Here is a 25,264-nt window from a genome sequence, read left to right on the forward strand (position 1 = left end):
ACCTTTTATATCTTTCATTTAGGCTGGTGAGATGTTAGCTCACAAGTGAGCAACGCGGAAAGTTACTACTTCAGCTTCGCGTTGACCTCAACTCGCCGGTTTCGCGTTAAGGTGAGAGCAAATAAGCCCTTTATGCTCGATACCTTTTTCTCGGATTTTGGTGTTTGCGTAAGGGGCTTCCAGAAAACTTTTATTGGAAGCCGTAAATGAAAATCGTGGGTCTATTTCGAATAAAAACTTCCTTTGGACAGCCAGACCTCGTCTGGGTGAAAGACAGCGGCCTTGAATTCGAAATCCCCGAAGATCGATACCGGGCGGCAAAATATTTACCGGAAGTAACAACTCTTAGCTGGCGCGAAGTCGAAGAAACCTAGCTCAATGAGCAATGCTTCGTTTTAGGACTCGTTGTCATCATATTGATGACCTTCCGAGAAATCAAAATACACTGACCCCAGCTTCTTACCGTGACGATCTGTAACATCGTGGTGGCCGTCTTGAAATTCGTCTCGCTCTAGCTTGTCTGCGATCTGGCGCAATGCTCTGGCCGTCCAGCCAGATAGCACTCTTTGCGCCGGTCCCGCGCACTCAATCTCGATGTCGCGGTGAATGTACTGTGTCATGGGTCCACCGCTCAAGGTATTCTCCCTACTTAGACGTGACCCAAATCCGATTGGCGTGATCATATCTGTAAATTTCCGGTCCTGCCTTGCTTCCGACTTCAGGGTAAACTTCTATCGTTGCTCCCAGACATTCTGCGAATTTTTTTAGCCAAGCCTCCTTAGCATATTCGAAAGTTTCACACGCGAATCTTCTTCCATCCCCAAGATCCAATACAACAAGCATTTCCTCTTCTCGTACTTTGAAACTGGGGGCAGAGGAAAATAACGGATGCGTTCCTCCGCCCCAAATCATTCTGCGCACAGAAGCAATTGCGCGCCTAAGTTACTTATGAACAGAAGGCTTTCCGGTCAATTGGGTCTGGACCTATGCGAAAAGCTTTTCTTTTGCACGTGAATTGCATTAGTCCCGCTATTGCAAACATTGGAGGCGGCGAAAGTCTGATGCCCGTTCGCTGTGAATGAAGCTCGCGTTCACAAATAGGGTCTTTCAGCGCATCAATAATGTACCTGGATTGCTAGAAACGCTCTATCTGTGAGACATGACAGCATCAGTTTGTCCGTATCATTTGGATCCAATCACCTTAAAAAATCTGATGAAAGTATAGTAAAGCTGTTCCAGCGAAGAGAAAAAACCTAGATCGGCTTCGTCCGCGTCGCGATAGCGCCTACACTGTTCAGTGGAAGCAAAGTTTGGTCTAATTCTTCGCTGCAACGAGAACGAATGGCAGCGATCTCTGCCGCCGTGCGGCGTCCTGCTCCGAGTATCTGGGGCGGTTTTCGTACTGTGAGCGCGCAGCGTGAAAATCCTTCGTCTCCTGTGAGGCTCAGCACCGACTAACGCCGCATGAGGGACAGACATCCGCTTTGAAATGGCGAACGGCAGCGCCGCTCGCCAAGATAGCTCAGATATCGATCCGCTCGGCGATACTTAGGGCATCTTCCAGTTCGACCCCAAGGTAACGAACAGTGCTATCGACCTTCGTGTGGCCGAGTAGCAGTTGGACCGCGCGGAGGTTGCCAGTTTTTCGATAAATCTCCGCCGCCTTTGTCCGCCGGAGCGAATGGGTGCCGTATCCGCTCGGTTCAAGCCCAATCGCCGTCACCCAATCACGCACCAAGCGTCCATACTGGCGTGTTGAGATGTGTGGGCGGTCATGGAATCGGCTTGGGAACATAAACCGACACGCATACATCTCGGGTGATTTGACCCAGGCCAAGACGGTCTCACGAGTGTTTTCCGTTAGTTCAAACTGGACAGGACGCTTGGTCTTGCTTTGGATCACCGACACGCGCTCACGAACGCGGGCGTCTTTGACGAGGTCGGCCACTGCTAGTTTGACCAGGTCGCATCCGCGCAGCTTGCTGTCGATGGCGACGTTGAACAAAGCAAGGTCGCGTAGGTTGCCTGCAAGTTCGAGCCGAGCGCGGATCGCCCACACCTGTTTTGGCAGCAGTGGACGTTTCTGCCCAATAATCCGCCCCTTGTTCCAGGCTCTGCGTTTCGGGGTTGTTGCAGGAAGTTGGACTCTTGGCATGATTTGCCCTCCGATCCTCCCTCCAAGCCCAATCATCAGCACCGCGCTGACCGGGCGAGTGTACAAGCAAGGATGAACGTCCGTTTTGGGAAGCTGGCTAAATGGGCATCTTCTGCGCGCGCATTGGTCTGCAATGAGCCCTTAGGCGCCGCTGGTTTCAGCATTAAAAATGTCATGCAAATCTGAAATAGCTTGGTTGTCAGCTAGCACAATCTCTTTCGCGTCAGTCTGTAAAACGAGTCTCAGCTCACCATGGCGCAGGTCTTCATGGATCAACCGGACTCCGTCCAAAACGCAAAAGAACCCAAAAAGGGCTGCGTGCGCTCCTTCCTGCACACATTGCCTAATATGTGCCTTCGAATCATCGTTTTGTTCATTGTACCAAAGACTTAGCTGCATCGTCGTATCTGCGGGTTTTCTTCCCGCTGGTGAATCCAACTGAGACAGGACATCCTCTACAGCACTGTTAAAAACGTGTTCCTTAACAGCATCAATAAATGCCTGATCGTCCATATCGGTTTCCTTAGCTGAATAATCCAGACTCTGAGTCTGAGAGTAGCTCAGCTCGGTTCAGGATTGACAGTGCTAGTTGGTCCGACTGTCAACCTTGTCCGCGTCTTGATCCTTGAACGCGTGTTGTCCGCTGCGGCTCGCATGAATGACCGGTTTTCCCTAAGCACAGCAGCGTTGAGATTTACGCGGGTGCAGCATTTTCCACGCTGTGTGCGCTCGCAGCAAAAAAATCGAATTCACAGGATGGGCTCTTTCGGCACCTTCGCTGCATTCTTCACGAAGGTCCGGTTTGTCTGTTTTGCGGCGGAATCCTGATGAAATTGTCAACTGCATCCGGCTCTCTAATTGTTTGAAAGCATCAAGCGCAGGTCTTATGCAAACTCGCTCTTCTCGAGGGCCCCAGACGCATTGGCTATTCGACGGGCGAAATAGACCTCAACAGCAGCAGCCAGCGCAAAAGCGGGCGTCATCAGAACAATGGCGATTGCGGACAATGCAAGAAGAACATTCAGCGGATCGAGCGTACCAGATGTTGAGAAAATCATGAGCTTGGCAAAGCAGGGAAAATAGACTGTCGCAGCGATCAAAAAGGCATTGAAAACAGGATTGGTGAAACGGCCAACATCATGCCGCACCCGCTCCAGAATGGCCAGTTTTTGCCGCTGCATGTGCGGAATGTTAGAGAACCTCATAGTCTACTCCTTCAGCAATTCGATCCACGTATGAACGTCTTCGATTGGGACCTCTTTTCCATCGGTTAGCGACCGATACCAGCGCCCGACAATGGCCCCGCGCTTTTCGCTTTTGATTCTGATGCCTTGTTCGACCAGGAACCGATCAAGCGAGGTTTCGAACTCTTCGAGTGCGTCGATGTCGTGCTCAACACGCGCGGCCTTCGATCCGAGAAGAATCCAGTTTACATCAACACTGAATTTTTCTTCGAGCAACACCAACGCCTCAATTGGCAGGCCGCGCTCACCTTTTTCATAGCTGTGGTAAGCCCGCAGCGAGACACCAATTTCCTTGGCCATGTCTGTCTGAGACAAGCCAGTTTCATTGCGCGTAATCGCAAGCCTGGCCCCAATGCCAATGAAAATATCAGACGTTTTTTGCGTCACGTGTGGTTCCCAGTTGACGAATGTGCAATTTTTAGCAAATATGCTAAAAATGACAAATTTAGGTTTGTTTCGTCATCTGACCATGCAGGATGACTCAAAACAAGCGATTCCGGCCAACTATGAGCAAAGGATACCATTTTGGAACAAGAACGTCTGCTTTCAGCGAAGCAACTCAGCGAGATCGTTGGTCTTAGCCCTGCGCAAATTCGCGCGCTCATGAACGATGGGCGTTTGGAGTTTATAGAAATATCTTCGAAGACCAAGCGACTGACGATGAGCGGTTGGGAACGGTTCCAGAGGAACGCAACCAAAGTCAAAAGCTGTGAAAGCGAGAGAACGGCTGCAAACTGACAGGGGACAAAAGCAATGGCTACGACCAATCTCAATATCAGCGTGATCGACAAGCGCATGATGAAGCAATCCGAGGCCGCAAGCTATTCTGGCTTGCCAGTGAAACACTTCAAGGCAGCTTGCCCGGTGCGCCCGGTTGAATTGAAGGAGGGGACGTTGCTTTGGGATCGCAAAGATATCGACCTATGGATCGACGATGTGAAATCAGGGGCGATGACTGAAACGCGAGATGACATCCTGGGTCGACTTTGATGACCCTAGTGCGCGTCAAAGGGTTCAAGATTTTCAAGGACCGGCATGGAAAAACGCGTTGTTACCACCGCGCCACAGGCCACAAGATTGACATTGAGAAGTCCCCAATCGGCTCTGCGGAGTTCTTCGCAGAGTGCGAAACGATCCGGGCCATTGCAGACGCCCAAAAAGCGAAGGCACCGAAAGCTGGCACCCTTGGCGCACTCTTTCAGACGTATTTCCAAACTGAACACTTTCAAAACCTCGCGGAAGCCACTCGTCGCGACTACCGCAAATGCGCTGACTTCCTTGAGCCGATCAAAGGCACACCGATTCATGTGATCGACACCCCGTTGATTGCAGGCGTCCACGACAAGGCCGCGAAGAAGATTGGCTGGCGACGAGCGAACATGGTGCGCACGCTTCTGAGCGAGGTATTTCGCTACAACATTCCGAAGGGGCTCATCTCCGCCAACTTCGCCAAAGACGTTATTCCCAAGCGTCGCCCGCGCGACCGCGCCTATGCCAACCGCCCCTGGACCATCGAGGAGCGAGACACCGTCTTGGGCAATGCCAAGCCCCATGTGCGCGTGGCTCTGGCCCTGATGATGAACACGGGTCTCGACCCGTCCGACGCCCTAAGATTGCGGAACGATCAGGTCGACGGCGGTACGATCTGGGGCGTGCGCGGCAAGACTGGCGAAGAGGTCGCGATTCCGGTCAGTCCGACGTTGAAGGCCGCGCTTGATCGCATGCCCAAACACGAGGCCGAGACTGTCCTTTCCAATTCGCGCGGCGAGGCATGGACGTACAACGGCTTTTCAACGGTTTGGCACCGCTTCAAGATCAAGCTTGAGGAAGAAGGACTGATCGCGCCAGGCTTAACGCTCAAAGGTTTGCGCCACACGGTAGCCACCACACTTCGTGAAGCTGGCCTCGATGAACGCCGCATCGCCGATCTTCTCGGGCAAAAGACCCCATCCATGGCACGGCACTATTCCCGTTCGGCAAACCTTGCCGAAAAGAACCGTGAAACCATGGCGGCACTGGAAAAAGAAAACGAAAGGCGCGCGAAAATTGTCAAACCTTCGCCGAAAAGCGTCAAACCTGACCAAAATGAGGATCAAACATGAGCGGTAAACTCAATCATATCAGAGAGTTAAATGGTGCCCGGGGGCGGAATCGAACCACCGACACGAGGATTTTCAATCCACTGCTCTACCCCTGAGCTACCCGGGCACGGGTGAGTGATCAATCACTCGGGTTGCGGCGTTCTATGTCAGGGTCGCCATGGTGTCCAGAGGATAATTCGAAAAATTAGTGGATGGGGCCGTCTTTTTTTCCGCGCCCCATTTCACCGCGTGAATGGGCCTCTAGAAGTGCATCCTCCAAGCCCTCATCTTCGACAGCTGGCGCGCTGTAATCCTCATTCAGCCACTTGGCCAAGTCGATGTCGGCACAGCGCTTTGAACAAAACGGGCGGTAGGCCGCGGCGGTTGGTTTGCCACAGATTGGGCAGGCCATATCAGAGCCCCTCAAACGGCAAACGGTCGCGTTTGCGCTGTAGTTCGAAATGGCCAAGCGGGGTCCACCCGACCATGACCGTTTCGACGCCATCCGCTTTCAAAGCTGAACGCAGAGTGCTTTCAAAGATCCGGCGATCCTTTTTGGACATTGGCGCGACATCGATAGTTATCTGGCCGCCCAGCCCCCGCAGACGCAATTGGCGCGGCAGGTCGCGTGCCGCCGCAAGGTTGGCCTGTAGACCGGAAGCCGGAGACGTATCGCGCCCCGTATTCACATCCACAGCCACAAGCGCACGGGTGGGCTCAATAAACATAAACGCGCCGCCGCCAAGGGTGACTCGTTCACTCGATAGGGTTTCTAGCGCGTCCAGGACCCCATGGGTTTCAAAAGAACCGGGCTCGGTCACCACCTCCGCTGGGGCGATCCATTCGCGCCATGCAAGGACATGCGGACCGTCGCCATCAGCTAGTTTTTCTGCTGGGCCTTCGCCATCGGCCATAATCGCTTCTGCCATCGCTTGCATCGCGGTGATGTCTTCGGCGATCTCTTCCACTTCTTCGGGCATACAGCATGAACGCAGGATCAGCCCCATTTCGCTTTCCTCCATCACGGAATGGGCAATACCTTTCAAGGTGTCGCGCAGATCCTCATCTTTGATGGAGCGGCTGACATTCAAACCGGGAGCATCCGGAGTCACAATGGCGTAGCGGCTCTTGAACAGAACCTTTTGTGTCACCGGAATCGCTTTGCCGTCATCGGCATAACCGGTCACCTGAACCAGCAGAGGTTGGCCGGGAGAGAGCCCCTTCACCTGACGCAAAAACACATTGCCATCTGGTGTCGACAGGAACATACCCCCCTGCCCTTTCATCGGACGATCGGCAATAGCGCGATAGATGGTGCCGGGGCGCGGTGCATCGTCATGATCGATCAGAAAATCATGCAATTTGCCATCCACCATCAGGGCCGCAGCTTCGCGGCCGTTCAGATGGTCGAGGATGATTTGACGGCCTTTCATGGCGTCTCCTTGTAAAGCGGATAGCCCGCTGCGGTCAGCAATGCGGCGGTTTCTGCAATGGGTAAGCCCATGATGCTTGAAAAAGACCCGCTGATCCATGGGATGAAGGCACCGGCGGGGCCTTGGATGCCATATCCGCCCGCTTTGCCTTCCCAGTCACCGGTCGCCAGATAATAATTCAGCTCATCATCAGAGAGGCGCTTCATCTTGGCCTGACTGACCACGTCGCGTTGCCAGAACTGATCACCGCGTTTTATGGCGACGGAGGTTATAATGCGATGGCGACGGCCGCCTAAGGCAATCAGAAACTCGGCCGCTTCGCCCGCGTTAGCAGGCTTGCCCAGAATGCGGCGCCCCAAAGCAACGGTGGTGTCTGCGCAAAGCACGATATCATCGGCATCCGCCTTTACCGCGGCGACTTTTTCCCGCGTGATGCGGTTGCAATAGTCTTTGGGGAGTTCGCCTTTCAAAGGCGTTTCATCGATATCAGGGGGGCGAATGTCATCCGCCACAACCCCGATCTGTGCCAGTAATTCACGACGCCTTGGGCTGCCCGAACCGAGGATCAGTTTCATATCACCAAACCTGCAAACAGCCGCAAAAGCGGATTACTTAAAGCGGTAGTTGATCCGACCCTTGGTCAGATCGTACGGCGTCATTTCAACTTGAACTTTGTCGCCTGCGAGAACGCGGATGCGGTTCTTGCGCATTTTACCTGCCGTATGTGCGATGATCTCATGGCCGTTTTCCAGCTCGACCCGAAACGTCGCATTTGGCAGGAGTTCCTTTACGACACCGGGAAATTCGAGCAGTTCTTCCTTGGCCATGGTTTCTCCTTCACAAAACACCCGTCAATCACGGGCGGACCCTAAATGAGCGCAATTGGGCTGATTTACAAGCCTATTCTGCGGCTTTCGCGGAAATATGAACAGAAGGCTTGTGTCCTGGTCTGCTAAGATCAGCCCGATGCACCCCAAGCTTCCTTAAGCCGTGCGATGATTGCATCGCGTGAGACGCGATAGGCTTCAAGCTTGGCTTCTCGCGTTTCGCCTTTCCCCGTTGGATCAGGAATCGGCCAGAATTGCAGGTCCATATGGAACCATTTGCTCAATTCGCCTGCTTTGGCGTGGCTTGCAGGCGTCAAAGCCACAACCATATCAAAGCTTGAAAGCTGTTCGCCCTGCTCTTCCATCTCTTCAAAAGACCGGCTTTGATGACGAGAAAGCTCGACACCGATCTCCTGACACACGGAAATGGCAAAGCCGTCGATCTCTAGATCATTCTTGATGCCTGCGGATTGAACATAGGCGTCCGCGCCGTAGAGCTCTTTCATAATGCCTTCAGCCATGGGCGAACGCACTGCGTTGTGGTCACAACAAAACAGAATGGATTGGGGCAGCTCGGCGGTCATTCTCAGCCTCCGAAATGCAATACGCAGATCAGGGTGAACAAGCGACGTGCAGTGCTATGATCTACTGCGGCCTTGTCCTCAAGGCGTTCTGCCAGAATACGTGCGCCTTCATCATGGATACCGCGGCGGGCCATATCGATGGTTTCGATCTGGCTGGGCGGCATGTTTTTGACCGCATCAAAATAGCTCTCGCAGATCTGCCAGTAGTCTTTTACCACCTGACGGAAGGGGGAAAGCGATAGATGAAACTCGGCCGCCTTATCGCCGGAATCGGTGGCGATATCGAAAACCAGCCGTTTGTCACGGATCGCGAGTTCAACCGCATAGGGGCCATCCGGCACGGCGCGACCGTCCCGTTTGGGCAAATCAAAGCTGTTCTTTTCGATCAAATCAAAGATCGCCACCCGGCGTTCCTGTTCGATTTCAGGCGTCGGGGGTGGCAAGTTGCGATCGTCAATTTCGATACGGCTAATAAAGCTCATCGGAGCAACCCTTACCTCACTGCGTTCAACACAGGTAGCGTATGAACCTTCCCCCAGCAATGCCGCATTGCAGCAAAGGTATTTATGCGGGTCCTGTTGGCAACGGTTTGGAAATGGCGCAATTTGCTGAAAACGGAGGAACTATGGCAAATTACGGCGTTTTTTCCCTTGAGGGTCAACGAGCACTGGTTACCGGTTCAAATGCGGGTCTTGGGCTTGCCGTTGCGTCACTTCTTGCTGAGGCAGGGGCAGATGTTTGGATCAATGGCCGTGATTCGACGGCTGTCCAAGATGCCATCGCGCAAATCGGGCCTCGTGCCCATGCCGCAGTGTTTGATGTCAGTGATGCCGACGCAAGGACTGCAGCAATCGACGACATTGAGACACGCGGCGGCCTATCGATTCTGGTCAATAACGTCGGGATGCGCGATCGCCGGGCTTTGCAAGATTTTGAGATCGAAGATGTTGCGAACCTTCTTTCCGTCGACCTTGTTGCGCCCTTTGCGATGGCACAGCAGGCGGCGAAGGGCATGGCGACGAGAGGTTATGGACGGATCGTCAATATCAGTTCAATCGCGGGCATTATCGCGCAATCGGGTGACGCTGCCTACACAACGGCCAAGGCCGGATTGAACGGGATGACCAAAGCAATGGCGGCAGAGCTTGGAGTGGACGGGATTACCGTGAATGGGATTGCGCCCGGTTTCTTTCGGACCGCGCCAAACGAAGCCGCATTTGACGATCCTGAAACCCATAAGCGGCTGGAGCGGTCATCCTCATTGAAGCGATGGGGCATGCCAGAAGAGCTCGCGCCAGCGGTGCTGTTTTTGGCCTCGCCAGCGGCGAGCTATGTGACTGGGCAAGTGCTGGCAGTGGATGGTGGTTTCTCCACCCACTACTGAATTATTTCTCGTTCAGAGCATCCAAACGGGCCAAAACGGACAAGCCGTGTGCCTCAAGGCTTTCGCTTTCTGCCAAAGTCGCTGCTGCGGGGCCGATGGCGCGCAGGCTGTCCACGGTCATTTTGGACAGCGTGGTGCGCTTCAAAAAGTCCATCACAGAGAGGCCAGAGCTAAAGCGCGCAGATCGCGCGGTCGGCAACACGTGGTTCGGACCGCCAACATAGTCGCCAATGGCTTCTGGGGTGAATTGTCCCAAGAAAATGGCACCTGCATGGGTAATTTTTTCAGACAGAGCATCTGGGTCTTGGACGCATAGCTCGAGGTGTTCGGGTGCAATGCGATCTGACAGGGCTGCGGCTTCATCCAGATCTTTCACAACGATGACCGCACCGAAATCACGCCAGCTTGCGCCTGCGATATCGCGGCGCTGCAGGGTTTCAAGGCGTTTATCAACCGCCGCCGCGACCTGCTGGCCGAACTCCGCATCATCGGTGATCAGGATCGATTGGGCGCTTTCGTCGTGTTCCGCTTGGCTGAGCAAATCCAACGCGATCCAATCAGGGGTATTGTATTTGTCTGCAATCACGAGGATCTCGGACGGACCGGCAATCATGTCGATGCCCACTTTGCCGAACACCCGGCGCTTTGCGGCCGCTACGAAAGCGTTGCCCGGGCCAGTAATTTTATCAACCGGTTCAATGGTTTCGGTGCCGTAAGCCAAAGCCGCAACCGCTTGTGCGCCGCCAATACGATAGATTTCGTCCACACCTGCGATCTTGGCGGCGAGCAAAACCAACGGGTTCGCAATGCCATCAGGCGTCGGCACCACAATCGCCAAACGCCCAACGCCTGCGACTTTCGCTGGGATTGCGTTCATCAAAACGGAAGACGGATAGCTGGCCAGCCCGCCCGGCACATAAAGACCTGCTGCGGAAACAGCAGACCAACGCCACCCAAGTGTTGCCCCGCTTTCATCCGTCCAGCTGTCATCTGCTGGCATTTGACGTGCGTGATAGGCGCGAATGCGGTCGGCGGCGAGTTCAAGCGCGGCCCGATCTTCATCAGACACCCGAGCGCAATACTCTTCGATTTCAGCCTCTGAAAAACGCAGGGTTTCAGGGGTCAGCTCTAGCCGGTCAAATTTCTCTGTCAGACGTATGACTTCTGCGTCCCCATGGGCACGTACGTCGGCAATGATCTGAGCGACCACCGCATCCACATCGGGGCTGTCTTCGCGCTTTGCGCCAAGCAATGCGGTAAAGCTGGCTTCAAAATCCGCGTCTTGCGTGTTGAGAAACTGAGGCATGAAGAGACTCCTTTGGCACGCTCATACCGACCATCAGAGCCAGCCTCAAGCTATTGAAGGTCGCTGGCCAGATAAGGCTTTGCGCTGACTTTCGCGTCAGCCGTGATCCGGAACTTGCTTGGAAGGCGCAATGTAGGGGCGTGTGACATCTCTTAACGACAGCTCCAGAGCCTCGACCGACAAGCGGATCGCACCGTCGCCCGCGAGCGTTAGCGTCACTTCATCATCCGCAAACTCGACTGCGAGCAAAGACAGGATCATGTCCTTGTCAGACCGATCAACCCCTTGGCTCGCCACTTTCAAAACGTTTTCGATCACCAAAAGAGACTGAACCCGCTCCACATCACGACGGCGTTTTTCGGCGTTGTCGCGATCTTCCCAACGGAAACGATTGAGCAAAATGGCAAAGCGGCGCTCTTTGGCGCGCCATGTCATTTCCGTCACTGGAAATACAGCGTCCTGCACCAGTGCAGAGACGACTTTTAGGTCATCTTCGTCCAGCGCCCCAAGGTTCAGGGGCGCTTCGCGACCATCTTCAAAACGCGCGTCTTCGGTCATACGCCCTGAACCCGTTGAATGTTGGCACCAACTGCGCCGAGTTTTTCTTCCAGACGCTCATAGCCACGATCCAAGTGATAAACGCGGTTCACGAGCGTTTCCCCTTCCGCCGCAAGCCCTGCGAGAATCAGCGACACAGATGCGCGCAGGTCAGTCGCCATGACTGGCGCGCCCTTAAGACGTTCAACCCCATGAACGGTGGCCGTACCGCCAGCGACCTCGATATTTGCACCCATGCGACCCAGCTCTGGGGCGTGCATGAAGCGGTTTTCAAAGATCTTTTCTTCCAGCACAGCGGTGCCGTCAGCGGTGCACATCAGCGCCATCATCTGCGCCTGCAAGTCGGTTGGGAAGCCGGGGAACGGCTCTGTCACCACATCCACGGATTTCACGCGACCATTTTTGCGCGCGACCTTCAGGCCCTTTTCGGTTTCCTCAACGGAAATGCCAGCCTCATCAAGCTTCTCACAGAACGCCCCAAGCAGATTGATGCGCCCACCGAGCAATTCCACTTCGCCGCCGGCGATGCATGGAGCAAGCATGTAAGTGCCCAACTCAATGCGGTCAGTGACCACCGGGTGGGTCGCACTGCCTAGGCGATCCACACCTTGGATAACGATTTCCGGGGAGCCATCCCCTTCGATCTGCGCGCCCATGGAACGCAGGCAATCAGCCAGATCGACAATCTCTGGCTCACGCGCCGCGTTACGGATGACGGTGGTGCCCTTCGCGAGGGTCGCGGCCATCAAGATGTTTTCAGTGGCACCAACAGAAGCAAAAGCCAGCTCCATTTCGGCGCCCTTCAGGCCGCCCGGGGCTTTGGCATGCAAATAGCCGTCTTTCAGCTCAATCACAGCACCAAGCTTTTCGAGGCCAAAGATATGTAGATCCATTGGACGCGCGCCAATGGCACAGCCGCCCGGCAGAGACACAACTGCCTGGCCAAGACGCGCGAGCATTGGCCCCAGCACCAAGTTGGACGCACGCATTTTGCGGACGATTTCGTAATCCGCGATGTGATTGTCCAAGTTGTGGCTCGACATTGCGATGACCTTGCCGTCTTGCAGGCTAGAAATCTCTGCCCCCAAGGACTGCAGCAACAGCGTCATGGTCTTGATGTCAGAGAGGCGCGGCGCATTTGTCAGCGTCAGCGGTTCTTCGCTGAGCAGCGTGGCAGGCATAAGGGTCAAGCACGCGTTCTTAGCACCCGCGATCGGGATTTGGCCATTCAGCGGGCCATTCCCTTTTACCAAAATCGAATCCATCTGCTCTTACCCTTTATCCTGATTATCCGCCGCTAACCCTTTGCTATCCGCACTGCGCGCGCGGGCTTGCGCCTTACGGCGGCCCATATTCGCTTTCAGTGCTGCCTTGAGCCGGTCTTCACGGGTCACAGGCTTTTGTTTTTTGGGTTTTGCGCGGTCTTCTGCCATGGCCCTTCTGTAACCCAGCCATGGCTTACGGTCCAGAGCACGCATAAACCCCGGCCGAGCAGATCTCGGCCAGGGCAGTTTTCAAACTTGTTTGTTGTTTTCTTGGACCGCGATTATGAGCGCTGGGTCAAAATCACAGTTGAGTTTTCGAGATCGAAAATCTCATCTCGCAACGGGACTTTGGACTGGTATTCAGCATCCGCAGCCATTGCGCCCATGGACGTCGCAGCGTCGTTAGACTGCCAAAGGTTCACAACATCGGCCTCGGTGCTTCCGCGCAGAGTTTTCAACGCAACAAGCGGCACATCAGAACGCGAAAGACCGACCCGTTCAAAAACCGGCTTCAGGCTGTCGAAATATGCCGTTGCTTCCGCAGCTGTCTTACCGGGCTTCAGTTTCAGGATATCTAAAAGCAGTTGGCTCATGGGTGGGTCACCTTTCCAGTTGGTGTTGTGATCGTGTCGCCACGTTTGGTGACAATGATGGTTGCCGCTTGCAGATCAAAAATGCTGTCACGCAATGGCACGTGATTTTCCAAGTAATCTTTATCCGCAAAGATCCCGTCAAACGCCGCTTGCGGGTTATCTGTCGCCCAAAGGTTCACAACGTCCGTTGTGACCGGACCACGTGGGATCGACAGCACTTCCAGTGCTGCATCGCTACGATGAAAATCGTATTTGGCAAAGATCGGTTCGACCCCTTTGAAATAGTCATAGGCTTGTTCAAGCGTCGCGCCGTCCTTCAAGGGCAGGATATCCAAAACCACGAACGACTTGGCTTTCTCCGCAAGGCTGGCCGTGCCCACGACGGACATCAACAACGCGGTCACCAGAGCTTTGAGTTTCATGTCTTTTCCTCATGTTTAGGTTCTTAAGTGCACCCAAGTATTGGGCTTGCCTGAACAAGGTAGCGTTGCGATAATGGCATTTAAATTGCACCAATTGAGACACGAGCGTTCAAAAATGCAACAAGACAACTGGGAAGACTTGAAGCTTTTCTTGGCTCTAATCCGGGCGGGAAATATGCGCGATGCAGCGGCGACTTGCGGTGTGAGTTATTCGACGATTTCGCGACGCATTGATGCGCTGACCTCGCGCAGTCCGGTCGCCCTGTTTGAACCAGAGAAAGGTCGCTATCATCTCACCGCGGCAGGGGAGGATTTCTTTCGCACGGCAGAAGAAATCGAAGAGCGGTTGTTTGCCCTGTCTCGGCGGGCCTTTGGGCAGGATCAAGTGCTGCGGGGTCATGTATCGATCAGCATACTCGATGCATTGGCAACAAGCCCCTACATGGCAGTTTTGCAAGAGTTTGCAGATACCTACCCAGAGATCACTTTAGATATACGTGTGGGAAATACATTGGCGGATCTGGATCGGGGACAAGCCGATTTGGCACTCCGTTTTGGGGCTGCGCCGCAGGGACATCTGATCGGTCGTCGGCTCACAGAGACAGCTCGAGCGGTCTATGCGAGCCATGCTTACGCGGAACAGATTGAAAAGGGCAACGATGCGAAATGGATTTGCTTCACGCCAAAAGAAACAGCCGCCGTTTGGAAGAAGACAACGCCTTTCCCTGATGCGTTGGATGCGGTGTACATGTCGCATATGCCAGCGCAATTGACCGCCTGCAAATTAGGTGTCGGCCTATGCTATTTGCCCTGCTTCCTGGCTGATAACGAGCCCGGGCTTCGCCGATTGTCTGATCCCGATTGCCCACCATTTCAAACCCTTTGGCTTCTGCGGCACCCCGAAACCCGTAACAATGCGCGTCTGCGAGCTTTGGCGGATTTCATTGCGAACCGTACGAAATCCTATGCTGATTTGCTTTCGGGTAAAGCGCGCAAAACTGAAGCGATATAGCTCTCCTCAGAAGCCGAAAGCGTGGATCAGAAAAAACGAAAAAATCGTGATTGAATCGCTTGCGCTGCGTAAGGATTGCGTCTAAGTAGCCGCTCACGCTGCTGCTGTAGCTCAGTGGTAGAGCGCACCCTTGGTAAGGGTGAGGTCGGGAGTTCAATCCTCCCCAGCAGCACCATCAGCCATACATCAGATTAAGCACACCTGCGGTTTGTTATGCGGTGTTAGTCGTCTTGCAACGGAAACATTGCGGACGCAGATGCCTCGTTCACAGCCAGCTTGGTTTCATAGAGAATGGCCAATCGCAGCAACGATTTCACATCCACATCGTGAGGCATCGCCGTCAGTGGATCGATGAAGAAAATAAGGTTATTCAGCCGACCCTCAGCGATCATTGCGCCGATCTGGGCATCTCCGCCAAGTGGGCCACTTTTAAGGGCGGTGAGGTCAAGACCTGCTTCTTTCGCCAAGCGCCCCCCTGTAGTGCCCGTCGCGTATAAATCATACTGGCTAAGTTGATCCGCATGTAGCTTTGCCCAAGCCACAAGATCGTCCTTGCGTTGATCGTGGGCGACAAGAGCGATGGCTTCTTTGGTTTCGGTCATGGGTCCCTCTTTGCATTCCTTCGTCACTGCATGCCTAACTGCAGATGTTAGCGCCATCAACCTTTTGCATAACTGCGCCCTGGCTCTGCATCCCATCCGGGCACTCGACGCCCAACGAAATTGCGTTTACGTAAACATATAGAACATGGCTGACGTGATTACGTAAACCAATATAAAAGAATAGGAGCGCAGGCGTGTTGAGCACCCAAATCAGAAAAAAGGACAGCAGGCGAAATCATGGTGAATTCTGATCGACCCACCATGCACGATGTCGCCGCGGCGGCAGGGGTGAGCCAAATGACTGTCAGTCGCGTTCTGCGGGGCGACGGGTATTTCTCACAAGATGTGAAGAAACGTGTGGCGGATGCGGCGGCGAAGCTGGGATACATCCACAATCGGCTTGCTTCGGTTCAGCGGGGCATGAAAAACCCGATGATCGGGGTGGTTCTTCCGACGTTGAAAAACCACGTGTTCACAGATGTTTTAGCAGGCATCAATGACACACTTTCGAGCTTGAATATGCGCCCGGTTTTTGGCGTTTCCGAATATTCAGCGACAGCTGAAGAGACTTTGGTGCGCGACATGCTGTCTTGGCAACCCAGCGGCCTGATCCTGTCCGGACTAGAACATACGGAAGGATTGAAACGAGCGGTGGTCCAGTCCGGTGCGCGGGTTGCTGAAATCATGGATGCGGATGGCACTCCGATCTCGGCCTCTTTCGGTGTTTCGCAGGAAACAGCTGGAGCTGACATGGCCCGGCATTTCCTCGCACGCGGCCATCTCAGAGTGGCCTATTTAGGCAGTCAAGGCGGCGATGACCTCCGAGCCGCGAAGCGCTTTAGCGCTTTTCGCGACACGCTTTTGGCGGGCGACGGTGAGATCATCTACGAAAGAATCTCCAAAGCGCCCTCTTCAATGACACTTGGGCGCGACCTTGCGGCCACCTGTCTGCAGAAAGCAGAAGGATGCGATGCAATCTATTGCGCAAACGATGACCTCGCAGCTGGGGCCTTAATGCATTGCATAACAAATGAGGTTTCAGTCCCCGGCGATATCGCTTTAGCGGGCTTTAACGACCTTCCCTTTCTGGCGGCTTTGCCACAGCAAATAACAACGACTCATACTCCACTGTACGAAATGGGCGTGCGGGCAGCGAAATATGTCGCTCTAGATTCACCTGATGACCCGCCAAAAGAAGCCTTGAAGACACGCTTGGTTATCGGCCAAACCACTTAACCGATGTCGAACGCTCGCATTGATGCTAGCGCTAACAATTCGCAACCCATCTGATTGACAACCCTTGCTACAACGCCTTATACAGCTTGTGCTGTGTTTACGTAAACACAGTTAAACACATTTTGCCGCGAGCACGAAGGATTGGACATTATGGGACAAAGCACCCAAACGAAAATTGCGGTCATCGGCCTGGGATCTATGGGATATGGCATGGCGCAATCCGTTTTACGCGCGGGCCATGAAACCTATGGATTTGACATCTCTGAAGAACGTGTTGACGCCTTTCGTGCGGAAGGGGGTGCGCCTGGAGACCGAGAGAGCACTCTTCCTACAGTCGATACCGCGGTTGTCGTCGTCCTAAATGCCGCACAAACGGAATCGGTCCTTTTTGGCGCCAACGGGATTGTAGCCTCTATGAAGCCCGGCTCAGCGGTCTTGGCCTGCGCAACCGTGCCACCAGAATTTGCACGGGACATGGCAAGCCGTTGCTCTGAAGCAGGTGTGCATTACCTTGACGCCCCAATTTCGGGTGGCTCGGTCAAAGCTGCCAATGGCCAACTCTCTATCATGGCGTCTGGTACGCCGGAGGCATTTGCGGCGGCACGCCCTGCATTGGATGCTATGGCTGAAACCGTGTTTGAGCTTGGCGACGAAGCTGGCGCAGGTTCTGCAATGAAAGCCGCAAACCAATTGCTCGCTGGCGTACACATTGCAACCATGGCCGAGGCGCTGACCTTTGGCATGACGCAAGGAATTGAGCCGAAAACTTTCGTTGAGGTGATTTCACAATGCGCGGGCACAAGTTGGATGCTGGAAAACCGCGCACCGCATATTGTTGACGGCGATTATACGCCACACAGTTCGGTTAACATCTGGCCGAAAGATTTGGGCATTGTTCTCGACATTGCGAAATCTGCTCAATTCAGCGCTCCGATTACCGCAGCGGCCATGCAACAATTCCTCGCGGCAGCGGGTATGGGATTGGGGCATGAAGACGACGCAGCGGTCGCCAAAGTTTATGCCCAGAATGCGGGCCTGACCCTGCCAAAGAAAGCTTAACCATGACCACCATCCTTGGATGTATCGCAGATGATTTTACGGGCGCGACCGACCTCGCCGGCTTGCTCGCGCGGTCGGGCGTCAAAGTAAGCCTGCGCATCGGTGTACCAAGTGAGCCGCCTAAAGACACTGCTGCCTTTGAAGTCATCGCTTTGAAATCGAGAACTGCCCCGGTTGGAGAAGCTGTTGCGGAAACTTTAGCGGCGCTTGACTGGCTCAAAGCAGCGGGCGCGCAGCGGTTTTTTTGGAAATATTGCTCCACTTTCGATAGTACACCAGAGGGCAATATTGGCCCGGTTTCTGAAGCTTTGATGGAGGCACTGGGAGCCGATCAAACAATCTACTGTCCAGCCTTCCCAGAGAATGGGCGCTCGATCTTTATGGGCAACCTGTTTGTCGGCGAACACCCCCTGTCGGAAAGCCCGATGAAGAACCATCCGCTGACTCCGATGACTGACAGCAACCTGATGCGTCTGCTGGAACCTCAGGTGAAACAGCCCGTTGGGCTTGCAAATCGGTTGACCGTGGCCAAAGGGGCCATTGCTTTGAAAGATCGTCTTGAAGCGCTGAAAGCCGAAGGCGTGGCCCATGTGGTTGTGGACGCGGTCTCAAACGATGATCTGGGTGTCATTGCGGAAGCCTGCCAGGACATGTCCCTGATGACCGGCGGCAGTGCCGTCGCGATGCCGTTGCCGCAGCTCTACAAAGATGCAGGGCTCTTTCCATCGGAAGCGCAGACGGCTGACAAGCCAAGTCTGGCCGGCACTGCGATCATTCTGTCGGGCAGCTGTTCAGCTATGACGCGTGCACAGGTGCAAGCTTATAAGGACACTGGCGCCCCTAGCTTGCAATTGGACGCCTTGGAGCTTGCAGAAAATGGACCGCAAGCTGCATTGGACTGGTTGGCTGCGCAAGACCTCACCGAAGCGCCTCTCGTTTACGCAAGCGCAGAGCCTGAGAAGGTTAAAGAGGTCCAAGCCAAACTCGGCGTCGCCGAAGCTGGAGAGTTAGTGGAAGATACCTTGGCCAAATGCGCGCTTGCCGCGCGCGACCAAGGTGCACGGCGGTTTGTTGTGGCGGGTGGTGAAACATCTGGCGCGGTGACCAAAGCGCTTGGCACGGATCGGCTAATCATCGGCGCGGAAATCGCGCCCGGTGTGCCGTGGACCTATTGCAACTCCGAAGGTCATGACATTGCGTTGACGCTGAAATCCGGCAACTTTGGCAATGAGACTTTCTTCGCCACCGCCTTGAGCAAACTGGAAGAGTAATGAGCAGCGAATCCAAACTCCGCGAGCAGATCTGTATCCTGTCAAAATCCATGTTCGAGCGTGGACTAACTGGCGGTTCCACCGGCAACGTTTCAGCGCGCACTGAAGACGGCGGCCTTTTGGTGTCGCCGACCGGCACCAGTTTTGGTCGTTTGGACCCGGCGCGCTTATCTCGATTTGATGCAAATGGTGTTCTGATTGATGGGGACAAACCCACTAAGGAAATGCCGCTACACAGCGCGTTCTATGACTCCCGACCAGAAACTGGCGCGGTGGTGCATTTGCACTCCACCTACTGCGTGGCGCTATCGATGCTACCGGGCGTAGATGCGGACAACTTCCTGCCTGCGCTGACCCCTTACGGGATCATGCGGCTTGGGAAGGTGAAGATGCTGCCTTTCTTTCTTCCAGGCGATGATGCGATGGGTGATGCGGTGCGTGCGCTTAACGGCACTCGTAAAGCGGTAATGCTCGCCAATCACGGGCCCGTGGTGGCGGACAAGGACATCGATACGGCCTGCAGCGCAATTGAGGAAATGGAAGAGACGGCAAAGCTTGCAGTCATCACCCAGGGCATGAAACCGCGCGGCTTGACCGAAGACGATGTTCAGAACCTGGTGACACGCTTTAATGTGGATTGGGACGTATGAAGTTTTCTGCCAACCTTGGATTTCTTTGGACCGAACACAGCCTGCCAGACGCAATCCGCGCAGCGAAGGCGGCGGGGTTTGACGCGGTCGAGTGCCATTGGCCCTATGCAGTGCCTGTCGGAGAAGTGGCCGCCGCTTTGGAAGAAACCGGGCTCAAGATGCTGGGCCTGAACACACGGCAAGGCAATCCCGGCGAAAATGGGCTGTCTGCCCTGCCCGGCCGCTCGAAAGACGCGCGCGCGGCGGTTGACGAGGCGCTTGCCTATGCAGCGGCGCTTAATACACCAAATGTGCACGTCATGGCGGGTTTCGCGGAAGGACCTGACGCCCACGCCGCCTTTGTCGACACACTCAAATACGCAAGTGCAAAAGCTGCACCGTTGGGGATCACGATCCTGATTGAACCCCTGAATTCTTACGCGGCCCCGGGGTATTTTTTGACGACAACCGACCAAGCGGTCGCCATCATGGATGAAGTTGGCGCTGACAACATTCGCCTGATGTTTGATTGCTATCACGTGCAGCTAATGGAAGGCGACATCTGCAACCGACTGACCAAGCTGATGCCTAAAATTGGTCACGTACAATTTGCGGGTGTGCCAAGCCGTGGAGAACCTGATCAAGGCGAACTGAACTACTCTTTCATCTTCGATCACCTGAAGTCACTGAGCTACGCTCAACCGCTGGGAGCCGAGTACAAGCCTTCTGGGCCGACCGATGCATCACTCGACTGGATGGCCTCACTCCGCTGAGATCGACTTTTTGTGGTCGCCGGTATCTAAGAAATCTGCGATCACACCATAGGCCGTATCGTCCTCAAACAAGAAATCATGAGGGCCCGGGAGGGTCATATAGGACGCGCTTGGAATTTGCTCCGCCATTCTCATTTGAGCATCCAAAGGCGCTTGCCCATCAGACTCTCCCGCCAAGACCAGCGTTGGCGCGGAGATCTGATCTAAACGCTCATAGCAATCATGCTGTGACCGCGCTCCAAGCTGGGCGTGGAGGCCTTCGCGCGCACCTGGCTCATCAATAAACTGGGTCTGTGCGGCGGCTCGGCTCTTGATCCGATTTACTGCTGTTTCAGGGTCGTGTGAGAGCTGATCCGCAAAGCGCTTGTCCGCGATCAGAAGGCCTTCACGTGCCCGGTCTACCGGCGATAGGTCAAGAAGCTGCTCAACGGGGAAGGATGCACCGCCTTTTCCTCCGGGTGTGCTCGCAGCAAGAACCAGTCGATCGATGCGATTTGGATGTCTGATCGCCACCTCTTGCGCGACCATGCCGCCGAAAGAATAGCCCACAAGGTGGAAGTGATCCCACTCCAAGGCATCCGCGACAGCGATCGCATCATTCGCGTAATCAAGCATCGTGTAAGGCGCTGGGGGTTTGTCAGAACGCCCCTGCCCTCGTTGATCGTAAAGAGCGACTTGAAATTGCCTAAGTAGGGGCGAATTCAACGGACCGGCCGGCTTGCGCAAATCCCATCCGGTTCCTCCAATAAACAGCAACCGCTCCCCTTCTCCCTTTACAGAGAGACAGAGCTTCGCAGTGCCGCTTTGAATATAGATGACGTCAGCCATGCTTCTGCAAAAAATCTAGAACGTGCTGCCACGCCTTTGCAGCGGCACCCGCGTGATAGGCTTCGCGATGATCATTGAAGAAAGCGTGTTCTGTTCCCTCGTAGACGCGGATTTCGGCCTTTGAATTGCTCGCGAGATCTTTGGTGACCTGCGCCACGTCTTCTGGCGGGATGAGCCCGTCGGTTTCGGCAAAAGCTCCGAGATAGGCGCATTCGATCATCTGTGTGACCTCAATGGGCAAGAACGGTTTATTGTCCATACGCGGGTAGTTCACGCGGCCATAGAAATTAATGGCTCCGGTGAGGCGCGGATCGAAGGCCGCTAGGTTATGCGCGAACCGCCCGCCCATGCAGAAGCCCCATGCAAAGACTTTGCCAGGATCACAGCCAAGACCACCATCCAGCACCCAGCTTAGGGCATGGCGGCTATCCAATGTTGCTCGAATATCGCTGAAGCCTTCAAAGGTCTTCGCCCATTTTTCGTGAGGATCTGAAGGCACCGGAGGGTGTGCGCCGCGAAACAGATCGATCACAACCGCTGCATAACCTTCCGCAGCAAGACGATGAGCAACCTCTTGCATATGCAGTGTCATTCCCCACAGTTCGACCTGCATGATGACAGTCGCTTTGACGCCTTCAGGCGGCAGGATCACAAAGGCATCCATATCACCATCAGTCGCAGGAATTTTTGTATTCGGGGTCAGGTAAGTCATGACGGAATTCTCAAGCCTTTATCGATAGATGACAGAGGGCAACCAAGTGGCCAAAGCAGGGAAGCTAAAGACGACCAAGAAGGCAAAGATCTGGATGGCGATGAAAGGCAACACACCGCGGTAGATATCCGCCGTCTTCACCTCGGGCGGAGCCACCCCTCGCAAATAAAACAGCGCAAATCCAAAAGGTGGCGTGAGGAACGACGTCTGCAAGTTCATCGCAATTAGGACGCCAAACCACACCGGGTTGATGTCGGATTGCAGGATCACCGGGGCAACGATTGGCATGATGATGAAGACGATCTCGATGAAGTCGAGGAAGAAGCCGAGAACAAACACCAACAGCGATACGGCAATGAGCGCGCCATATGTACCACCGGGGATCTGCTCCATGACATGGGTCACCACGTGCTCGCCGCCAAAGCTACGGAAGATCAGCGAAAAGATGGTCGCCCCGATCAAGATCGCAAAAGCCAAAGTAGAGACTTTCATCGTATTCTGAACGATCTGATCCAGCTGCTTGCGGCGCATGAGAACCAAAAGCGCGGCCGCTAGGCCGATGATCAGAACTGTGCTCGCGGCGACCGCAAGGGCAAAGCAGATCATGTTATATGTGGTCACCACCTCAAGGGTCATGCGTAGATCTGCAACGCTCCGCAAAACCGGCAGCACGAAGATTGCAACGATGGCGGAACCGATCAGCTTGCTTAGAAGCGGGTAGCCTTGCTGGCCTTCGGCAGCGTCCTGACGGCTCATCCGCAGTCCCGCAAGCAGCAGACCGCCAGTGGCACCGACGCCCGCGGCTTCGGTTGGGGTCGCGACACCAGCAAGAATGGAGCCAAGCACCGCAATGATCAGCAAGAGAGGCGGCAGCAATGCAACGAGGATTTGCTGCATCGACGTGTTGTCTTCCTCATCAGCCACCACGGGCGGGCAATCCTGTGGGCGTAATATACCGATGATCAGCTGATAGAGCATGTAAAGACAGGCGAGGCCGATACCGGGGATCATGGCCCCGGCAAAGAGGTCACCAACGGAAACCGGATCAGGGGAGAAGTTGCCGATTTCCCGTTGGGCCTCCATGTAGGCACCAGAAAGCTGGTCGCCTAGGAACACCAAGACAATGGATGGTGGAATAATTTGACCAAGCGTACCGGACGCACAGATTGAGCCCGCGGCGAGGGATGGTTTGTAGCCGTGTTTGAGCATGGTCGGCAGGCTCAGCAAGCCCATTGCAACAACGGTGGCGCCGACAATTCCTGTGGAGGCGGCAAGAAGTGCACCCACAAGGGTGACGGAAATACCAAGGCCCGCGGGCAGTCGACGTGCCACATGCCCCATATTGGTCAGAAGGTCTTCGGCAACCTTACTGCGCTCTAGGATCACCCCCATCAGGATGAAGAGCGGCACCGCTGTGAGCACTTCGTTGAACATCGCCGTGCCATAGATGCGCGATGGAACAGCAGCAAAAGTCGAGAAATCAAACAGGCCAAAGAAGCTAGCGATGACAGACATCCAGAATGCGGCACCGGCCAAAGCAAAGGCCACAGGGATACCGCCGAGCACCGTGCCAAAAGCGACGATGAAAAGCAGGGAAACAAGGATTGCGTCGGTCGCCATTAGACTTTCTCCCGGTTCCAGCTTTCACCGCGCAGCAGCTTCGTAACGGTCGCGATAACTTGCAGTGACAGAGACGCTGAGAAAATCAGGATGGCGGTTTTTAGGAGAAAGACAGCAGGCAAACCGCCGGATTGACGAGACCCTTCATAGGTCGACCATGCACGTGCAACGTATGGCCATGAATAATAGCCAATCAACAATGCAACCGGCAGTACGAAACCGATAAGACCAATGAGATCAATCAGGTAGCGGGTGCGCGGTTTGACTGATCCGTAGAAGACATCAACACGCACATGTTCGTTGGTTTGCAAAACGACGGCAGCACCCAAAAGGAACATCAACGCGTGGCCGTAAACCACCGTTTCTTGTACCGCGATGATCCCGTAGCTGAACACATAGCGTGCCACCACGGAAAACACTTGCGCAAGCATCATGACCACAGCGCAATAGGCCGCAATTCGCCCCAACTGGCGATTGGTTTTTTCGATGATCTCAATCACCAGAGGTCTCCTAGGAAGTCGATGATCCGAGAGCGAACAAAGCCGCTCCCGGATCAATAGGTTTAGGACGCGCGTGCCAGGGAGCGAGCACGCAGGTAAGCTTGTTCGGATTGTTCCGTCCAACCGGAGACCTCGTCAAGGAACTCCATATAGCTTTCATAAACCTTGCCTGTCAGCGGATCGGCAGCGGCGGCATCCGCAAGCACCGTTTTGGTGGCTTTGCCGAGTTCGATCATCACTTCGTCTGGGAAAGAACGCAGCTCGACACCGTGCTCTTTCAGCAGGATATCCAATGACCGGGAGTGGTTTGCGATGAAGTCCGCTGGGTTCATCACATTTTCTTGCGCCGCAGCCAGTTTGATCACTTGTTGATCCGCTGCAGACATATCGTTCCATAGGTCGAGGTTCACACCAAGGCTCTCAGCGGAAGTCGGTTCTTGGAAGCCCGGATTGTAGAAATATTTGGCCGCTTTGTAGAAACCAAAACCCAGATCGATCCAAGGACCAGCCATCTCGCCCGCGTCAATCGCACCGGACTGCAGCGCAGAGAAGATCTCGCCACCTGGCAAGGTCACGGCTGTGCCGCCAACTTCGTCGATCACTTTACCGCCAAAGCCAGGGATACGCATTTTCAGACCTTTGAGGTCATCCACAGAGTTGATCTCTTTGTTGAACCAACCACCCGCTTGCGCAGAAGAGTTACCCGCCATGAACGCGATCACGCCAAAGGATGCAGAGACTTCTTCCCACAGTTCTTGGCCACCGCGGTGGTAGATCCACGCGTTGTGTTCCGCTGTGGTCATGCCAAACGGTACGCCCGCGAAGAAGTTGAATGCCGTGGATTTCCCTTGCCAGTAATATTCTGCGGCGTGGTAAAGGTCCGCTGCGCCGGATGCGACCGCATCAAAGGCCTCGAATGGAGGCACTAGCTCACCCGCGCCAAAGACTTCGACGGTCAGGCGACCATCGCTGGCTGCGGTGATGGCGTCACCGATCCGTTGCGATGCAACGCCGAGACCTGGGAACTTCTTTGGCCAGCCGGTTGCCATCTTTAGGGTACGCTTTCCGGTGGCATATGCAGGTGCTGCCAACCCTCCTGCAGCGGTTGCGACAGCGGCGGTGGTTAGAAAGTTTCTTCTGTTTGTCTTAATTGTCATTTTGGCTCCTCCC

General features: G+C 54.6%; 33 protein-coding genes and 2 tRNA genes. 11 read left to right on the top strand and 24 right to left on the bottom strand.

Going from position 1 to position 25,264, the window contains the following annotated elements; translation table 11 throughout:
- Nucleotides 1-206 precede the first annotated feature (206 nt).
- Nucleotides 207-374 carry a hypothetical protein gene (locus TA5113_RS16975; protein ID WP_165589404.1) on the top strand — a complete coding sequence of 56 codons (168 nt, stop codon included), beginning with the start codon at nucleotides 207-209 and terminating at the stop codon, nucleotides 372-374.
- Between the two features lie 21 nt (nucleotides 375-395).
- Here the strand turns inward: TA5113_RS16975 and TA5113_RS09750 are convergent, their stop codons facing one another.
- From TA5113_RS09750 to TA5113_RS09780, 5 genes are all read right to left on the bottom strand, one after another.
- Entirely contained in the window at nucleotides 396-635 is a 240-nt protein-coding gene (locus TA5113_RS09750) for a hypothetical protein (protein ID WP_131726419.1), read from the bottom strand.
- 887 nt (nucleotides 636-1,522) lie between these two features.
- Complete coding sequence (locus tag TA5113_RS09760) at nucleotides 1,523-2,155, bottom strand: tyrosine-type recombinase/integrase (protein ID WP_058315166.1); 633 nt, start codon at nucleotides 2,153-2,155, stop codon at nucleotides 1,523-1,525.
- Nucleotides 2,156-2,296: 141 nt separating this feature from the next.
- Entirely contained in the window at nucleotides 2,297-2,668 is a 372-nt protein-coding gene (locus tag TA5113_RS09765) for a hypothetical protein (RefSeq protein ID WP_058315165.1), read from the bottom strand.
- Nucleotides 2,669-3,039: 371 nt separating this feature from the next.
- A complete protein-coding gene (locus TA5113_RS09775) occupies nucleotides 3,040-3,360 on the bottom strand; it encodes a hypothetical protein (RefSeq protein ID WP_131726418.1) in 321 nt (106 codons plus the stop codon).
- Nucleotides 3,361-3,363: 3 nt separating this feature from the next.
- The gene (locus TA5113_RS09780; protein WP_245627159.1) at nucleotides 3,364-3,786 is read right to left on the bottom strand and encodes a helix-turn-helix domain-containing protein; all 423 of its coding nucleotides are present in this window, start codon (nucleotides 3,784-3,786) and stop codon (nucleotides 3,364-3,366) included.
- Between the two features lie 366 nt (nucleotides 3,787-4,152).
- Here TA5113_RS09780 and TA5113_RS09790 point away from each other — a divergent pair, with 366 nt between their 5' ends.
- On the top strand, nucleotides 4,153-4,389 hold the full coding sequence (locus TA5113_RS09790) for a hypothetical protein (protein ID WP_058315161.1): 237 nt from the start codon (nucleotides 4,153-4,155) through the stop codon (nucleotides 4,387-4,389).
- Entirely contained in the window at nucleotides 4,389-5,501 is a 1,113-nt protein-coding gene (locus TA5113_RS09795) for a tyrosine-type recombinase/integrase (RefSeq protein WP_058315160.1), read from the top strand. Before TA5113_RS09790 ends, TA5113_RS09795 begins: the two co-directional genes overlap by 1 nt.
- Before the next feature lie 31 nt (nucleotides 5,502-5,532).
- On the opposite strand, the gene TA5113_RS09800 is transcribed toward TA5113_RS09795, so the two are convergent.
- The 7 genes from TA5113_RS09800 to TA5113_RS09830 all read right to left on the bottom strand — a co-directional run bounded on the left by TA5113_RS09800 (nucleotide 5,533) and on the right by TA5113_RS09830 (nucleotide 8,806).
- Nucleotides 5,533-5,607 (bottom strand) — tRNA-Phe (locus tag TA5113_RS09800).
- A 78-nt stretch (nucleotides 5,608-5,685) separates the two neighbouring features.
- Nucleotides 5,686-5,892 (bottom strand): DNA gyrase inhibitor YacG, encoded by a 207-nt coding sequence (locus TA5113_RS09805; RefSeq protein ID WP_058315159.1) that lies wholly within the window; start codon nucleotides 5,890-5,892, stop codon nucleotides 5,686-5,688.
- 1 nt (nucleotide 5,893) lies between these two features.
- Entirely contained in the window at nucleotides 5,894-6,913 is a 1,020-nt protein-coding gene (locus TA5113_RS09810; RefSeq protein WP_058315158.1) for a ribonuclease E/G, read from the bottom strand.
- On the bottom strand, nucleotides 6,910-7,488 hold the full coding sequence (locus tag TA5113_RS09815; protein ID WP_058315157.1) for a Maf family protein: 579 nt from the start codon (nucleotides 7,486-7,488) through the stop codon (nucleotides 6,910-6,912). Before TA5113_RS09815 ends, TA5113_RS09810 begins: the two co-directional genes overlap by 4 nt.
- A gap of 33 nt (nucleotides 7,489-7,521) precedes the next feature.
- Entirely contained in the window at nucleotides 7,522-7,740 is a 219-nt protein-coding gene (gene infA / locus TA5113_RS09820) for a translation initiation factor IF-1 (protein ID WP_007205486.1), read from the bottom strand.
- Between the two features lie 131 nt (nucleotides 7,741-7,871).
- Nucleotides 7,872-8,324: an arsenate-mycothiol transferase ArsC gene (locus TA5113_RS09825; RefSeq protein ID WP_058315156.1), complete on the bottom strand. Its 453-nt coding sequence runs from the start codon at nucleotides 8,322-8,324 to the stop codon at nucleotides 7,872-7,874.
- 2 nt (nucleotides 8,325-8,326) lie between these two features.
- Entirely contained in the window at nucleotides 8,327-8,806 is a 480-nt protein-coding gene (locus tag TA5113_RS09830; protein WP_058315155.1) for a UPF0262 family protein, read from the bottom strand.
- 143 nt (nucleotides 8,807-8,949) lie between these two features.
- On the opposite strand from TA5113_RS09830, the gene TA5113_RS09835 reads away from it, so the two are divergent.
- On the top strand, nucleotides 8,950-9,708 hold the full coding sequence (locus tag TA5113_RS09835; RefSeq protein ID WP_058315767.1) for an SDR family oxidoreductase: 759 nt from the start codon (nucleotides 8,950-8,952) through the stop codon (nucleotides 9,706-9,708).
- Nucleotide 9,709: 1 nt separating this feature from the next.
- Here TA5113_RS09835 and hisD read toward each other — a convergent pair whose 3' ends face one another.
- The 6 genes from hisD to TA5113_RS09860 form a co-directional block, all read right to left on the bottom strand.
- Nucleotides 9,710-11,014 carry a histidinol dehydrogenase gene (gene hisD / locus TA5113_RS09840; protein ID WP_058315154.1) on the bottom strand — a complete coding sequence of 435 codons (1,305 nt, stop codon included), beginning with the start codon at nucleotides 11,012-11,014 and terminating at the stop codon, nucleotides 9,710-9,712.
- A gap of 96 nt (nucleotides 11,015-11,110) precedes the next feature.
- Nucleotides 11,111-11,572 (bottom strand): DUF2948 family protein, encoded by a 462-nt coding sequence (locus TA5113_RS09845; RefSeq protein WP_058315153.1) that lies wholly within the window; start codon nucleotides 11,570-11,572, stop codon nucleotides 11,111-11,113.
- Nucleotides 11,569-12,837 carry a UDP-N-acetylglucosamine 1-carboxyvinyltransferase gene (gene murA, locus TA5113_RS09850; RefSeq protein ID WP_058315152.1) on the bottom strand — a complete coding sequence of 423 codons (1,269 nt, stop codon included), beginning with the start codon at nucleotides 12,835-12,837 and terminating at the stop codon, nucleotides 11,569-11,571. Before murA ends, TA5113_RS09845 begins: the two co-directional genes overlap by 4 nt.
- Nucleotides 12,838-12,843: 6 nt before the next feature.
- Nucleotides 12,844-13,005, bottom strand: coding sequence for a hypothetical protein (locus TA5113_RS16855; protein WP_165589405.1), 162 nt, complete (start codon nucleotides 13,003-13,005; stop codon nucleotides 12,844-12,846).
- A 113-nt stretch (nucleotides 13,006-13,118) separates the two neighbouring features.
- A complete protein-coding gene (locus TA5113_RS09855; RefSeq protein ID WP_058315151.1) occupies nucleotides 13,119-13,430 on the bottom strand; it encodes a hypothetical protein in 312 nt (103 codons plus the stop codon).
- Nucleotides 13,427-13,852 (bottom strand): hypothetical protein, encoded by a 426-nt coding sequence (locus TA5113_RS09860; protein WP_058315150.1) that lies wholly within the window; start codon nucleotides 13,850-13,852, stop codon nucleotides 13,427-13,429. The genes TA5113_RS09855 and TA5113_RS09860 overlap by 4 nt, the downstream gene beginning before the upstream one ends.
- Before the next feature lie 115 nt (nucleotides 13,853-13,967).
- Between TA5113_RS09860 and TA5113_RS09865 the strand changes: the two genes are divergently transcribed.
- On the top strand, nucleotides 13,968-14,864 hold the full coding sequence (locus tag TA5113_RS09865) for a LysR family transcriptional regulator (protein ID WP_058315149.1): 897 nt from the start codon (nucleotides 13,968-13,970) through the stop codon (nucleotides 14,862-14,864).
- A 100-nt stretch (nucleotides 14,865-14,964) separates the two neighbouring features.
- Nucleotides 14,965-15,039, top strand: a tRNA-Thr gene (locus TA5113_RS09870).
- Nucleotides 15,040-15,085: 46 nt separating this feature from the next.
- Here TA5113_RS09870 and TA5113_RS09875 read toward each other — a convergent pair.
- Entirely contained in the window at nucleotides 15,086-15,466 is a 381-nt protein-coding gene (locus TA5113_RS09875) for a methylglyoxal synthase (RefSeq protein WP_058315148.1), read from the bottom strand.
- 237 nt (nucleotides 15,467-15,703) lie between these two features.
- Here TA5113_RS09875 and TA5113_RS09880 point away from each other — a divergent pair, with 237 nt between their 5' ends.
- From TA5113_RS09880 to TA5113_RS09900, 5 genes are all read left to right on the top strand, one after another.
- Nucleotides 15,704-16,702: a LacI family DNA-binding transcriptional regulator gene (locus TA5113_RS09880; protein WP_058316704.1), complete on the top strand. Its 999-nt coding sequence runs from the start codon at nucleotides 15,704-15,706 to the stop codon at nucleotides 16,700-16,702.
- A gap of 150 nt (nucleotides 16,703-16,852) precedes the next feature.
- Nucleotides 16,853-17,761 carry an L-threonate dehydrogenase gene (ltnD, locus tag TA5113_RS09885; RefSeq protein WP_058315146.1) on the top strand — a complete coding sequence of 303 codons (909 nt, stop codon included), beginning with the start codon at nucleotides 16,853-16,855 and terminating at the stop codon, nucleotides 17,759-17,761.
- Between the two features lie 2 nt (nucleotides 17,762-17,763).
- Complete coding sequence (gene otnK / locus TA5113_RS09890) at nucleotides 17,764-19,032, top strand: 3-oxo-tetronate kinase (RefSeq protein ID WP_058315145.1); 1,269 nt, start codon at nucleotides 17,764-17,766, stop codon at nucleotides 19,030-19,032.
- Nucleotides 19,032-19,682 (top strand): 3-oxo-tetronate 4-phosphate decarboxylase, encoded by a 651-nt coding sequence (gene otnC, locus TA5113_RS09895; RefSeq protein WP_058315144.1) that lies wholly within the window; start codon nucleotides 19,032-19,034, stop codon nucleotides 19,680-19,682. Before otnK ends, otnC begins: the two co-directional genes overlap by 1 nt.
- Complete coding sequence (locus TA5113_RS09900; RefSeq protein WP_058315143.1) at nucleotides 19,679-20,434, top strand: hydroxypyruvate isomerase family protein; 756 nt, start codon at nucleotides 19,679-19,681, stop codon at nucleotides 20,432-20,434. Before otnC ends, TA5113_RS09900 begins: the two co-directional genes overlap by 4 nt.
- Here TA5113_RS09900 and TA5113_RS09905 read toward each other — a convergent pair.
- The 5 genes from TA5113_RS09905 to TA5113_RS09925 all read right to left on the bottom strand — a co-directional run bounded on the left by TA5113_RS09905 (nucleotide 20,423) and on the right by TA5113_RS09925 (nucleotide 25,251).
- Nucleotides 20,423-21,262 carry an alpha/beta fold hydrolase gene (locus TA5113_RS09905; protein WP_058315142.1) on the bottom strand — a complete coding sequence of 280 codons (840 nt, stop codon included), beginning with the start codon at nucleotides 21,260-21,262 and terminating at the stop codon, nucleotides 20,423-20,425. The two genes, TA5113_RS09900 and TA5113_RS09905, sit on opposite strands and share 12 nt — an antisense overlap.
- Entirely contained in the window at nucleotides 21,255-21,974 is a 720-nt protein-coding gene (locus TA5113_RS09910) for a dienelactone hydrolase family protein (protein WP_058315141.1), read from the bottom strand. Before TA5113_RS09910 ends, TA5113_RS09905 begins: the two co-directional genes overlap by 8 nt.
- An 18-nt stretch (nucleotides 21,975-21,992) precedes the next feature.
- Nucleotides 21,993-23,594, bottom strand: coding sequence for a TRAP transporter large permease (locus TA5113_RS09915; RefSeq protein ID WP_058315140.1), 1,602 nt, complete (start codon nucleotides 23,592-23,594; stop codon nucleotides 21,993-21,995).
- The gene (locus TA5113_RS09920) at nucleotides 23,594-24,094 is read right to left on the bottom strand and encodes a TRAP transporter small permease subunit (protein WP_058315139.1); all 501 of its coding nucleotides are present in this window, start codon (nucleotides 24,092-24,094) and stop codon (nucleotides 23,594-23,596) included. Before TA5113_RS09920 ends, TA5113_RS09915 begins: the two co-directional genes overlap by 1 nt.
- A gap of 62 nt (nucleotides 24,095-24,156) precedes the next feature.
- Nucleotides 24,157-25,251 (bottom strand): TRAP transporter substrate-binding protein, encoded by a 1,095-nt coding sequence (locus TA5113_RS09925; protein ID WP_058315138.1) that lies wholly within the window; start codon nucleotides 25,249-25,251, stop codon nucleotides 24,157-24,159.
- Between the last annotated feature and the right edge of the window lie 13 nt (nucleotides 25,252-25,264).

Origin of the sequence: Cognatishimia activa (assembly GCF_001458335.1) — a bacterium.
Classification (GTDB): domain Bacteria; phylum Pseudomonadota; class Alphaproteobacteria; order Rhodobacterales; family Rhodobacteraceae; genus Cognatishimia; species Cognatishimia activa.